This window comes from Pseudomonas sp. DR48 (assembly GCF_019823085.1).
Taxonomy (GTDB): domain Bacteria; phylum Pseudomonadota; class Gammaproteobacteria; order Pseudomonadales; family Pseudomonadaceae; genus Aquipseudomonas.
The window spans coordinates 1,828,610-1,841,214 of record NZ_CP081946.1 but is presented as its reverse complement, the minus strand read 5'-3'; the positions used below and the strand labels follow the sequence as shown (position 1 = coordinate 1,841,214).

General features: G+C 57.7%; 12 protein-coding genes. 8 read left to right on the top strand and 4 right to left on the bottom strand.

Features of this window, described 5'->3' with window-relative positions; all coding sequences use genetic code 11:
• The first annotated feature begins 38 nt into the window (after positions 1 to 38).
• Positions 39 to 947 (top strand): LysR substrate-binding domain-containing protein, encoded by a 909-nt coding sequence (locus K5K95_RS08480; protein WP_090177832.1) that lies wholly within the window; start codon positions 39 to 41, stop codon positions 945 to 947.
• A 42-nt stretch (positions 948 to 989) separates the two neighbouring features.
• Here the strand turns inward: K5K95_RS08480 and K5K95_RS08475 are convergent, their stop codons facing one another.
• Together K5K95_RS08475 and K5K95_RS08470 are read right to left on the bottom strand one after the other, a co-directional pair.
• Positions 990 to 1,664 (bottom strand): hypothetical protein, encoded by a 675-nt coding sequence (locus K5K95_RS08475; protein ID WP_222589075.1) that lies wholly within the window; start codon positions 1,662 to 1,664, stop codon positions 990 to 992.
• Positions 1,665 to 1,977: 313 nt separating this feature from the next.
• A complete protein-coding gene (locus K5K95_RS08470; protein WP_222589074.1) occupies positions 1,978 to 2,661 on the bottom strand; it encodes a reprolysin-like metallopeptidase in 684 nt (227 codons plus the stop codon).
• 472 nt (positions 2,662 to 3,133) lie between these two features.
• On the opposite strand from K5K95_RS08470, the gene purE reads away from it, so the two are divergent.
• The 4 genes from purE to K5K95_RS08450 all read left to right on the top strand — a co-directional run bounded on the left by purE (position 3,134) and on the right by K5K95_RS08450 (position 5,699).
• A complete protein-coding gene (gene purE / locus K5K95_RS08465) occupies positions 3,134 to 3,625 on the top strand; it encodes a 5-(carboxyamino)imidazole ribonucleotide mutase (RefSeq protein ID WP_019694319.1) in 492 nt (163 codons plus the stop codon).
• 11 nt (positions 3,626 to 3,636) lie between these two features.
• Positions 3,637 to 4,719, top strand: coding sequence for a 5-(carboxyamino)imidazole ribonucleotide synthase (locus K5K95_RS08460; protein WP_222589073.1), 1,083 nt, complete (start codon positions 3,637 to 3,639; stop codon positions 4,717 to 4,719).
• 110 nt (positions 4,720 to 4,829) lie between these two features.
• A complete protein-coding gene (locus K5K95_RS08455; protein WP_090177848.1) occupies positions 4,830 to 5,075 on the top strand; it encodes a GlsB/YeaQ/YmgE family stress response membrane protein in 246 nt (81 codons plus the stop codon).
• Positions 5,076 to 5,162: 87 nt separating this feature from the next.
• The gene (locus K5K95_RS08450; RefSeq protein ID WP_222589072.1) at positions 5,163 to 5,699 is read left to right on the top strand and encodes a DUF3299 domain-containing protein; all 537 of its coding nucleotides are present in this window, start codon (positions 5,163 to 5,165) and stop codon (positions 5,697 to 5,699) included.
• A gap of 132 nt (positions 5,700 to 5,831) precedes the next feature.
• Here K5K95_RS08450 and K5K95_RS08445 read toward each other — a convergent pair whose 3' ends face one another.
• Both K5K95_RS08445 and K5K95_RS08440 read right to left on the bottom strand, forming a co-directional pair.
• Positions 5,832 to 6,731 (bottom strand): D-hexose-6-phosphate mutarotase, encoded by a 900-nt coding sequence (locus K5K95_RS08445; protein ID WP_222589071.1) that lies wholly within the window; start codon positions 6,729 to 6,731, stop codon positions 5,832 to 5,834.
• A 57-nt stretch (positions 6,732 to 6,788) separates the two neighbouring features.
• Positions 6,789 to 7,193 (bottom strand): acyl-CoA thioesterase, encoded by a 405-nt coding sequence (locus tag K5K95_RS08440; RefSeq protein ID WP_007896491.1) that lies wholly within the window; start codon positions 7,191 to 7,193, stop codon positions 6,789 to 6,791.
• A 366-nt stretch (positions 7,194 to 7,559) separates the two neighbouring features.
• Here K5K95_RS08440 and K5K95_RS08435 point away from each other — a divergent pair, with 366 nt between their 5' ends.
• The 3 genes from K5K95_RS08435 (at position 7,560) to K5K95_RS08425 (ending at position 12,597) form a co-directional block, all read left to right on the top strand.
• The gene (locus K5K95_RS08435) at positions 7,560 to 8,858 is read left to right on the top strand and encodes an MFS transporter (protein ID WP_222589070.1); all 1,299 of its coding nucleotides are present in this window, start codon (positions 7,560 to 7,562) and stop codon (positions 8,856 to 8,858) included.
• Between the two features lie 232 nt (positions 8,859 to 9,090).
• Positions 9,091 to 10,092 carry a phosphate ABC transporter substrate-binding protein PstS gene (locus tag K5K95_RS08430; RefSeq protein ID WP_222589069.1) on the top strand — a complete coding sequence of 334 codons (1,002 nt, stop codon included), beginning with the start codon at positions 9,091 to 9,093 and terminating at the stop codon, positions 10,090 to 10,092.
• Between the two features lie 471 nt (positions 10,093 to 10,563).
• Positions 10,564 to 12,597 carry an ABC transporter permease subunit gene (locus K5K95_RS08425; protein ID WP_222590312.1) on the top strand — a complete coding sequence of 678 codons (2,034 nt, stop codon included), beginning with the start codon at positions 10,564 to 10,566 and terminating at the stop codon, positions 12,595 to 12,597.
• Positions 12,598 to 12,605: the final 8 nt, after the last annotated feature.

Genomic DNA, 12,605 nt, shown 5'->3' with positions numbered 1-12,605 from the left:
GCGTGTGACCTAAATTGGTGCGTGTCCGGGAGGGCGTGATGAATCTGGAAAGTAAATGGCTTGAGGACTTCAGTGCCTTGGCCGCCACCCGCAGCTTCTCCCAGGCTGCCGAACGACGTTTTGTGACCCAGCCGGCCTTCAGTCGGCGAATCCGCAGCCTTGAAGCGGCGCTGGGGCTGCAACTGGTCAACCGTTCGCGTACGCCGATCGAACTGACGGCGGCGGGACAGCTCTTTCTGGTCACGGCGCGCACCGTGGTCGAGCAGCTCGGTGAAGTGCTGCGCCATCTCCATCACCTGGAAGGCGGGCAGGGCGAGGTCATGCAGGTGGCCGCCGCTCACTCGCTGGCGTTGGGTTTCTTTCCGCGCTGGATCGCCCAATTACGCAACGAGGGGCTGAACATTGCGACGCGCCTTGTGGCGACCAACGTCGGCGATGCGGTGCATGCCTTGCGCGAAGGCGGTTGCGATTTGATGCTGGCGTTCTATGACCCGGACGCGGCGTTGCAGATGGACTCGGAAATTTTCCCGTCGCTGCACTTGGGCGATACCGAGATGCTGCCGGTTTGCGCCGCCGATGCAGACGGTAAACCGCTGTTCGATCTGGAGGGCGAAGGCAGCGTGCCATTGCTCGCCTACAGTGCCGGCGCGTTTCTTGGACGCTCGGTGAACATGTTGCTGCGCCAACGGGCGCTACGCTTCACCACCATTTACGAGACCGCCATGGCGGACAGCCTGAAAAGCATGGCGCTGGAAGGGCTGGGCATCGCCTGGGTGCCGCAACTCAGCGTACGCGCCGAGCTGGCTCGCGGTGAACTGGTCGTCTGCGGCGGCCCGCAATGGCATGTGCCGCTGGAGATTCGCCTGTATCGCTGCGCATTGGTGCGCAAGGCGAATGTGCGGTTGTTGTGGCGCAAACTGGAAGGTGGCGCGGCAGCGAGCGCATAAAGAGCCACAGGCGCGAGAGTCATCTCGCGCCTCTGGCTAGTTTTAATACCGGCTGTCGACATAGGCCTTGATGCGTTTCCTGTTGCCTTCGCTAAAGACGAAACAATTCGATCGAAGGGGCAAGGGTTCGAACATGAACGTCTCGCACCACCAGCCGTTATAAAGCACTTCTCCTTCTTCATGGATGGCATTGAAAGAATGTCCCAATTCATGCCCAATCGCCTGTTTGAAGTCGAGCGAAGCAATAGCGGCAGATCCGGGCTGATTTGCGATACCACCCACACCGCCAAATATAGGGCCGCCGTTAATGAAGTCGTTGGTGATCAACAGGACTCGGTCATTACTTGAGATTGGGAATTCATTGCTCTCATGCCGTAGCCTTCGATACTCCCACGCCAGCTTTTGCCAACCCTGAAACATATCGCTTTGATTTTCGGATTTATAGTTGAAGTTGGTGTAGGGAGGTCTGTTTCGATCAAAGATAACGTGAATTTTTCGACCGGTAATGTTCTCGAATTCAACGGTGAAAGGGCGAATATGATCAGCGTAGGTCGCGCTTCGTTTCGCTGCCGGGACATCATCGTGGAAAATCGCAAAAAGCCGGATGGGATTCGCAGGGTCATCGTTAAGCTTGTCTGGAGAGTCGACAGCGTGTGCGTTCATGTTAATCATGAGTGCGGCGATAAATGTAAGAATCGGTTTTAATAGTGAGTGCATAAGTTTGTCTCATAGGGGTATCGCTCTCGGTAAAATTTAAGAGGACGATGTCTGTTTGTTGTTAGTGATGCTGAAACAGGCTTGGCATTACTTGGTATTTTTTTTGCGAAGGCTTTATGTGCTTTACCTTCGAATCAATAACTTGATTTATAACAGCGGGCGACCTGTCGTTTCTGCCCATAGTAAAGGGCTGGATCCAGGCGGCCGTCGCTCGTCCCGTCGCGAACTCGAGGGCGACACGGCTGGCCTTGCTACTGAGATGGGTGAAAGGCAAGTCCATCCCTATCACCTGGGATAAATGATTTTGCGGATGTCAGTCGAATTGACTGAGATAGTTGCGAATATTGTCGCGGTTCTTTTCGCTGAAATGGTAGTAATTACCTCGAACGGGAGAATTAGCGTCATATTTCATAATTGTGTCATGCCACCAGCCGTTGTAGACGATATCCGAATCTTCATGGGTGGCACCGAACATATGACCTATTTCGTGAGCAGGCGTCAGGTAGGAATCGATCGTCGCCATTGCGCTCTGACCTCTATTGGAAGCGATTCCCGCGACGCGGCTGTTCATCCCGTTACGAGTGAGTAACAGAAATTTGTCCAGATTAGGATTGAAAGGGAATGTTGTATCCGCTTTCGCTTTCAATTCTTTAACCTTGTTTTCCCAGCCCCGAAGGGCCTCTGCAGCGTTTTCATTTCTGTAGTTGTAATTGGTCATTTTCGGAGTGGTGGATTGAGAGTTGAAAATAACCGTAACTGCGCGACCGGAGATGTCTTCAAGCTCGGTCTCCAGCCAAGAAAAGTAGTTGTCGTAGAGCTTGCCTTTATCGTGGTCATCAAGATCGTCGTGGATAAAAACGAGTAAAAGAATGGGCTTTTTGAGGCGCTCAGGTTGCCCGTCATTTATCGGCGAACGTCTGTGTCGCACGCTGTCATTGTTTTCAATTGTGTTGTCTTTCAGATTGTCGATGATCTGACTTGCTTTGCCTTTGTTCATGTCATAGTCCTTTATGTACTTCCCGCTGGGCGGGATTGGTGTTGTTTGGTGTCGACGATGTTTATAGTTGTGGTGATGCGGGGTGTATAGTTTGTGTGGCGTTTATATTTGAAGTTGTAAGTTAAGTTTGGTTGCTTGCCGTGGCAAGTTTCAAGTTGTTCTGTAATGTGTCTTGGGTGTTAATGGCGTAAGAACTCAGAGCTCAAAATAGTTATGGGCTTTTGCACTATAGAGGCCAGTACGACTGCCACGACAAAGCGCTTTTTTGGTTGACTTTCGAGTCAGTAACCTGGGCTTTTAGTGATCTATGACAGATGGTCGGCCAAGGGGCTGTTTATCTGCTTCATTGAGGTATACTGCGCGGCCTTCGGCCGGTTCGTCCGGCCATTTTTCGTACAATCAAGCCACGCATTTCTGCGTGGCTTGTTGTTTTTGACGCGCCTGCGGGCGCCCAGAGAGAAGAGGCACGACGATGAGTGCACTGGTTGGCGTGATCATGGGCTCCAAGTCCGATTGGTCCACCCTTAGCCACACCGCCGATATGCTGGAAAAGCTCGGCATTCCTTACGAGGTGAAAGTGGTCTCTGCCCACCGCACCCCGGACCTGCTGTTCCAGTACGCCGAAGAGGCTGAAGCGCGGGGCATCGAGGTGATCATCGCCGGTGCCGGTGGCGCGGCCCACTTGCCTGGCATGTGTGCGGCCAAGACCCACCTGCCAGTGCTGGGCGTCCCGGTGCAGTCGTCGATGCTGTCGGGCGTCGATTCGCTGCTCTCTATCGTGCAGATGCCCGCGGGCATTCCGGTTGCGACCCTGGCCATCGGCAAGGCTGGCGCGATCAACGCCGCCCTGCTGTCGGCGAGCATCCTGGGCGCCAAGCACCCGCAGTTCCATGCGGTGCTGAAAACTTTCCGTGCTGAGCAGACAGACAGCGTCCTGGACAATCCAGACCCACGCATCGCCTGAGGTTGTTGACGATGAAGATCGGTGTAATCGGTGGCGGCCAGTTGGGTCGCATGTTGGCACTGGCGGGCACTCCGCTGGGCATGAACTTCGCTTTCCTGGACCCGGCGCCGGATGCTTGCGCAGCCGCATTGGGCGAACACCTGCGAGCCGATTACGGCGATCAGGATCACCTGCGTCAGCTGGCTGATGAAGTCGATCTGGTGACCTTTGAATTCGAAAGCGTCCCGGCCGAAACCGTGGCGTTCCTGTCGCAATTCGTCCCGGTCTACCCGAGTGCCGAAGCGCTGCGCATCGCTCGTGATCGCTGGTTCGAGAAGAGCATGTTCAAGGACCTGGGGATTCCCACCCCGGCGTTCGCCGACATTCAGTCGCAAGCCGACCTCGATGCTGCCGTGGCGTCCATCGGCCTGCCGGCGGTACTGAAAACCCGCACGCTGGGTTACGACGGCAAAGGCCAGAAAGTCCTGCGCACACCGGAAGATGTCGTTGGCACCTTCGCTGAGCTGGGCAGTGTTGCTTGCCTGCTGGAAGGCTTCGTGCCGTTCACCGGCGAAGTTTCGCTGATCGCCGTGCGTGCTCGCGATGGCGAAACCAAGTTTTACCCGTTGGTTCACAACACTCACGAAAACGGCATCCTCAAGCTGTCCGTGGCCAGCACCGACCACCCGCTACAAGCGCTCGCTGAGGATTATTCCAGCCGCGTGCTCAAGCAGTTGAATTACGTCGGCGTGATGGCGTTCGAGTTCTTTGAAGTCGACGGTGGTCTGAAGGCCAACGAAATCGCCCCGCGTGTGCACAACTCCGGGCACTGGACTACCGAAGGCGCTGAGTGCAGCCAGTTCGAAAACCACCTGCGGGCCGTCGCCGGTCTGCCGTTGGGTTCGACGGCCAAGGTTGGCGAGAGCGCGATGCTCAACTTCATCGGCAAAGTGCCTGAGACGGAAAAAGTCCTGGCCATCGCCGATTGCCATCTGCATCACTACGGCAAGGCGTTCAAGGTCGGCCGTAAAGTCGGTCACGCCAACCTGCGTTGTGCAGACCGCGAGACGCTGGCGGCACAGATCCTCAAGGTCGAAGCACTGATCGCCGAATAAATAGTTTCATGTGGCAGCGGCGGAACCATTCAGGGGATGCCGTTCTCTCATGGCAGGATGCGAAAGTCTGACTAGGCTTTCGCAAGGTGTCCAAATCAGAGGGAAATGTCATGGGAATTATCGGAACCATCTTTATCGGCTTGATCGTCGGCCTACTGGCCCGGTTCCTGAAACCGGGCGATGACAGCATGGGCTGGATCATGACCATCCTGCTCGGTATCGGCGGTTCGCTGGCGGCCACGTATGGCGGTCAGGCTCTGGGCATCTACCAGGCCGGTCAAGGCGCAGGCTTCATCGGTGCGCTGGTCGGTGCGGTGGTATTGCTGGTGATCTACGGCTTGATCAGAAAGAACTGATTTAAGCGACAAAGTCCTCTCTGCGCGGCGCGCGGGGAGGGCTAGAATGCCCGGCGTTACACAGTCCTTTCATTACCGAGCACTTCCATGCGCCGTCTTTTGTTGACTCTCCTCTTACTGGGCAGTGGTTTGGCCCACGCTGGCGAACTGCCGGAAACCGACTGGCTCGAACTGATGCCAAAGTCGGATCAGAAAGCTCTTGAGGCCATGCCCGAGATCGATCACAACTCCCCCGAAAGCAATGGCACCTTTACCCAAAAGGGTGGCATGAAGCAGAGCAAAGGCCTGCCGGCGGTGATGTACTCGACCAAAACCGTGCCGTCGATGAACGACAAGAACATCCGCATCGGCGGGTATCCGGTGCCGCTGGAGTCCGATGCCAAGGGCCGCAGCACGCTGTTCTTCCTCGTGCCTTATCCGGGCGCTTGCATCCACGTGCCGCCACCGCCGCCTAACCAGTTGGTGCTGGTGCGGTATCCGAAAGGGTTGAAGCTGAACGATATCTACACCCCGCTGTGGGTCACCGGCACGTTGAAGATCGAGAAGGTCAACAACGATCTGGCTGATGCGGCGTATGCGCTGGATGCGGAGAAGGTCAGAGTGGTGAAAGAGTCGGATTTGTAAACAACGCCAGTGGGCCTGGCATAACAACTGTGGGAGCGAGCTTGCTCGCGATGTGGCCATAACATTCAGCATCTATGTTGACTGTTATACCGCCATCGCGAGCAGGCTCGCTCCCACATTGGTTTTACGGTGTTAGAGCGATTTGCTGGCGATGCTCACGCCAAGGGTGTGGCTGGCACCCGGCGCCAATGTCACCACGTCATCCATCACGTTCGCCGTCTCGATGCACAGCATGCGCTGCCAGCCATCGTTGGCCATGTCGCTGAACGCCGCGGCGCGATCAATCCACGGGTTCCAGATCACCGCCGAGCGCGATCCGCTGCTGGTCAGTTCGATGCGCCGTTCCCAGGCCGGGTCAACGATGCTCAGTGTCGCCGGGACATTTTGATAGATGCGATCGGTCTCGCCGGCAAACCGCAGATCGCCGTGCTGAGTGACGGTTTTCCAGTCGTCCAGCGTCTCGATGTAGCTCAAGCCATCCAGCCCTTCAACGTGCACGTTGCGAACATCGCTGACGGCGAAATAGCTGTGCAGCGCCTGGCTGATGGTGACGCTGTCCGTGCCCTGATTATGGCTGGTCAGGTTGATGTGCAACTGCTCATCCAGGCGGATGCTCAGCTTCAAATCCACTTGATGTGGCCAGCCCGGGAAGCCGCCTTCGGGGTAGGGCAGGATGAATTCCACTTTCAGGCTCTCGCCCTCGGCTTCGATGCCACCCAGCTCCCAATTCATCGCCCGTACAAAACCGTGGGCCGTCGGCGGTTCCTGACTGACGCGCATGGCCTGGACGCTTGGCGGGTTGCGCGAAAAATTGCCGAACCACGGCCAGCACACCGGCACACCGGCGCGGATGCTCTTGCCGTTCTGGAACACCGCCTCGTCATTGAGCCAGATCAGCGGCGGCTGGCCGGCCAACTGATAACTGAGGATGTGCGCGCCTTGCTGGGCGACCAGCAATTCGGCCTGCCCGTGGCGGATGCGCCAGCAGTTCAGTTCATCCAGTTTCACGGCTTCAACGTTGGGCGTGCTCATGGGGGCAACTCTCGATCTCTAACAGGACTGCAATGGACCGCAAAACAGTCGCAGCGTTTAACGCGCTCGTGGTGGAACAGAGCGAGTGCGGCCGCTGCCGTCGATGGCGACGAACACAAACACGGCTTCTGTCACTTTGCGCCACTCGCTGGACAGCGGATCGTCGCTCCACACTTCGACCATCATCTGAATCGAGCTGCGGCCGATTTCCAGGGCCTGTGTATAGAAGGAGAGCTGTGCGCCCACTGCGACAGGGACCAGGAACGCCATGCGATCGATCGCAACGGTCGCAACGCGCCCGCCAGCGACTTTGCTCGCCATTGCGGTGCCGGCCAAATCCATCTGCGCTACCAGCCAGCCGCCGAAAATATCGCCAAAGCCGTTGGTTTCGCGAGGGAGCGCGGTGATTTGCAGGGCGAGGTCGCCTTGCGGAATTGGATCTTCTTGTTCGAGCTCTATCATGCCGGGGGTGCCTCTGACCCGTGACTCTTCATAAGTACTTCAGGTGAATAGCCGTCTCCAGGAAAAACGATTCAACCCCGAACATGCTCTGTTCGTCACGTTTTTCGTAAGGCGCCTAAAGGGAAACTCTGCGAAATCGGCTGACAGTTACCAACGACGTTTTCGCACAGCAACCCCTTACAAGCAGGTCCAGGATTGCGAGTATATCGGTCGGTAGACTCCGAGACGACCGTCCGGTTCTCATTTTGACCGTCAAATACGCTCATCTATGTGCTTTTTCGAACAATTTGCTATCGTGCCGGACCTGCCCAAGCCTCCGCCAGCGTTGTTGGGGTTGCAGATCCGACTATAAGAGAAGCCCTTGCCATGACCACAGCGCCCTCGAGCATCGCGCAGCCAGCTCAACCCGCACGTCCGCTGACCCGCAACGACTACAAGACTTTGTCGCTGTCTGCCCTTGGCGGCGCGCTGGAGTTTTACGACTTCATCATCTTCGTGTTCTTCGCCACGGTGGTGGGCAAGCTGTTCTTCCCCGCCGACATGCCCGAGTGGCTGCGCCTGATGCAGACCTTCGGCATCTTCGCCGCCGGCTATCTCGCCCGCCCGTTGGGGGGCATCGTGATGGCCCACTTCGGCGACTTGCTGGGTCGCAAGAAGATGTTCACGTTGAGTATCTTCATGATGGCGGTGCCGACCCTGATCATGGGTTTGCTGCCGACGTATGCACAAATCGGCATGTGGGCTCCGATCCTGTTGTTGCTGATGCGGGTGATTCAGGGCGCGGCCATTGGCGGTGAAGTGCCGGGTGCGTGGGTATTCGTTTCCGAACACGTTCCGCAGCGGCACATCGGCTATGCCTGCGGCACGCTGACGAGCGGTCTGACTGCGGGCATCCTGCTGGGCTCGCTGGTTGCCACTGCGATCAACAGCATTTATACCCCGGTGGAAGTGGCGGATTACGCTTGGCGGATCCCGTTCCTGCTGGGCGGCGTATTCGGCCTGTTCTCGGTTTACCTGCGCCGCTGGCTCCACGAAACGCCAGTGTTCGCCGAACTGCAACTGCGCAAAGCGCTGGCCGAAGAAGTGCCGCTGCGTGCGGTGTTGCGCGACCATCGTGGGGCGATCCTGATTTCCATGCTGCTGACCTGGCTGCTGTCTGCCGCTATCGTGGTGTTGATCCTGATGACGCCGACCGTGCTGCAGACGGTGTACCACTTCTCACCAACCACGGCGCTGCAAGCCAATAGCCTGGCGATCGTATTCCTGAGTTTTGGCTGCATCATTGCCGGCGCACTGTCGGATCGGTTCGGCGCAGGACGGGTCTTCGTGTTTGGCTGTGCGGCGTTGTTGCTCAGCTCCTGGACCTTCTATCACAGCCTGGCAGCGCATCCCGACTGGCTGTTCCCGCTATATGCCCTGACCGGCCTGCTGGTCGGCACCATCGGCGCCGTGCCGTACGTGATGGTCAAAGCCTTCCCGCCTGTGGTCCGTTTCAGTGGCCTGTCGTTTTCCTACAACGTCGCCTACGCCATCTTCGGCGGCCTGACGCCGATGATCGTCAGCCTGTTGCTTAAGGAAAGTCCGATGGGGCCGTCATATTACGTGGCGGTTCTTTGCGGTGTCGGGATTCTGGTGGGTGGGTATCTTTGGAAGAAGGGCCGCTGATCCCGAAATTGTCTGTAGCTGTATCGGCCCCAATCGCCAGCAGGCTAGCTCCCACATTGAAACGCATTCCAATGTGGGGGCTAGCCTGCTGGCGATTGGGGCGCAGGAATTATTCGGTAAAAACCCGAATGCTGGCCTTTCATCCAATTGTCATATTTCAGCCATAGAGTGTTCACACGGCCTGCTAATACTTGGCCCCGACTTAACACACCCTATCTGCTAGGAGTAAGGCATGAAACTGAAGCGTTTGATGGCGGCAATGACTTTTGTCGCTGCTGGCGTTGCGACCGCCAACGCGTTCGCCGCTGTTGACCCGTCGATCCCGAGCTACACCAAGACCACTGGTGTGTCGGGCAACCTGTCCAGCGTCGGCTCCGATACCCTGGCCAACCTCATGACCCTGTGGGCTGAGAACTACAAAAAAGAATACCCGAACGTAAACATCCAGATTCAGGCCGCTGGCTCCGCCACTGCGCCACCTGCGTTGACTGAAGGCACCTCTAACCTGGGCCCGATGAGCCGCAAAATGAAGGACACCGAACTGGCTGCCTTCGAACAGAAGTACGGCTACAAGCCAACCGCTATCCCGGTTGCCGTGGACGCCTTGGCCGTCTTCGTACACAAAGACAACCCGATCCAGCACCTGACCATGGAACAAGTCGACGCGATCTTCTCGTCCACTCGTCTGTGCGGCGCTAAAACCGAAGTCAAAACCTGGGGTGACCTGGGTGTGACCGGCGACCTGGCCAACAAGCCGGTTCAACTGTTCGGTCGTAACTCGGTATCCGGCACCTATGGCTACTTCAAAGAAGAAGCCCTGTGCAAAGGCGACTACAAGCCAAACGTCAACGAACAACCAGGTTCGGCTTCGGTCGTGCAGTCGATCAGCTCCTCGCTGAACGGCATCGGTTACTCGGGCATCGGCTACAAAACCGCTAGCGTGAAAACCGTTGCTCTGTCGAAGAAAGGCAGCACCGAGTTCATCGAAGACAGCGAAGAAAACGCACTGAACGGCAAATACCCGCTGTCGCGCTTCCTCTACGTTTACGTCAACAAAGCCCCGAACAAGCCTCTGGCCCCGCTGGAAGCCGAGTTCGTGAAACTGGTTCTGTCCAAACAGGGCCAGGAAGTTGTAGTGAAAGACGGCTACATCCCACTGCCAGCCAAGGTTGCTGCAAAAGCACTGGCTGACCTGGGTCTGGCGGAAGGCGGCGCTGAAGTCGCAAAAAAGTAAAGCCCTGAACCCGGGGTAGTCCCCGGGTTCAATGTGGGAGCGGGCTTGCTCGCGAATGCGGTGGTTCAGTCAGCATTAATGTTGAAAGTGACGGCCCCCTTCGCGAGCAAGCCCGCTCCCACACCCCAAATTTCCGATCCTCTGCCAGTTCCCGCTGGCGGCGGATTTGTTGCGTCACTGCACTGTCATCTTTCTGTCATACAGGATCGCTAGGGTGTGCGCATGAATGATCTGGCCAATTCCACCATGACTACGAATCCCCCCAAGCGAATTGACTTCAATACGCCTGAGCTGCAACGCAAGCGCCGCATCCGCGCGCTCAAGGATCGCCTGACCCGCTGGTATGTCCTCGTGGGCGGCCTCGCCGTTCTCGGTGCGATCACGCTGATCTTCTTTTTCCTCGCTTACGTTGTCGCGCCGCTGTTCCAGGGTGCCAGTTTGACCGCCAAAGACGCCATCACGCCCGCCTGGATGCAAGACGCCGGCAAGCCGTTGATGATCTCGCTGGAAGAGCAGAACCAGGTCGCCATGCGGGTTTCCGAAAAGGGCCAGGCCTTATTCTTCGACATCGACAGTGGCGCCGAACTCAAGCGCGTCGATCTGCCGATCCCGGCCGGCACCACGGTCACCTCCATCGCTGAAGACCAGCCAGGTCATCCATTGGTGGCGGTCGGCTTGTCCAACGGCCAGGCCCTGGTGTTCCGCCACACTTATAAAGTCAGCTATCCAGACGGCAAGAAGACTATCTCGCCGGCCATTGAATACCCGTACGGCGAAACCCCGATTGCGTTGAACGAGGCGGGTGGTGCGCTGGAGCACGTCAGCCTCAATGCCACCGATACGACGCTGATGCTGGTCGGTTCCACTGGTGCGCAACTCAATGTGCTGTCGCTGACCAGCGAAGAAAACATGATGACCGGCGAAGTCACCAACGAGCAGAAGCGTATCGATCTGCCGCAGATGACTGAAACGGTGAAAAACATCTTCGTAGACCCGCGCCAGCAGTGGCTGTATGTAATCAACGGTCGCGCCCAAGCCGACGTATTCAGCCTGCGCGACAAGAGCCTCAATGGTCGCTACAAGCTACTCGAAGATGGTGAAGCGCAAATCACCGCCAGTACTCAACTGGTGGGCGGTATCTCGTTGATCCTTGGCGACTCCAAGGGTGGCCTGGCCCAGTGGTTCATGGCCCGCGACCACGACGGCGAATTGCGTTTGAAGCAGATCCGCACCTTCCAGATGGGCACCACACCAATCGTTGAAATCACAGCCGAAGAGCGCCGCAAAGGCTTCATCGCCCTCGATGCGTCCGGCAAGCTCGGCGTATTCCACAGCACCGCTCACCGCACCCTGCTGGTGGATCAGGTGGTCGACGGCCAAGGCATCTTCGGTCTGTCGCCACGGGCCAACCGCGTGATCGTGGAAGCGGGCGGCAAGATTCAACCGCTGTTGCTCGACAACCCGCACCCGGAAGTGTCCTGGAGCGCGTTGTGGAGCAAGGTCTGGTACGAAAACTACGACGAGCCTAAATACGTCTGGCAATCGACCGCCGCCAACACCGACTTCGAACCCAAGCTGAGCCTGTCGCCGCTGACCTTCGGTACGCTGAAAGCCGCGTTCTACGCGATGCTGCTGGCCGCGCCTTTGGCTGTTGCTGCGGCGATCTACACCGCTTACTTCATGGCTCCGGGCATGCGCCGCAAGGTAAAGCCAGTGATCGAGCTGATGGAAGCAATGCCAACAGTGATCCTCGGTTTCTTCGCCGGCCTGTTCCTCGCGCCGTATGTAGAAGGGCATTTGCCGGGCATCTTCAGCCTGTTGATGCTGGTGCCGATCGGCATTCTGGTGGCCGGTTTCATCTTCAGCCGCTTGCCTGAATCCGTCCGTCTGAAGGTGCCGGATGGCTGGGAAAGCGCGATCCTGATCCCGGTGATTCTGTTCGTGGGCTGGCTCTCGCTGTACATGAGCCCGTACATGGAGACCTGGTTCTTCGGTGGCGACATGCGCATGTGGATCTCCCACGACCTGGGCATCACCTACGACCAGCGCAACGCTCTGGTAGTGGGCCTGGCCATGGGCTTCGCGGTGATCCCGAACATCTACTCCATCGCCGAAGACGCCGTGTTCAGCGTGCCTCGTGGCCTGACGCTGGGCTCCCTGGCACTCGGCGCCACGCCGTGGCAGACCATGACTCGCGTGGTGATCCTCACCGCCAGCCCGGGGATCTTCTCGGCACTGATGATCGGCATGGGCCGTGCGGTCGGGGAAACCATGATCGTGCTGATGGCCACCGGTAACACCCCGGTCATGGAAATGAACCTGTTTGAAGGCCTGCGCACCCTGGCGGCCAACGTAGCGGTGGAAATGCCGGAGTCGGAAGTCGGCGGCAGCCATTACCGCGTGCTGTTCCTCTCGGCGCTGGTGCTGCTGTTGTTCACCTTCGTCATGAACACCCTCGCGGAACTGATTCGTCAGCGTCTGCGCAAGAAATACTCGTCGCTTTAAGAAAGGTA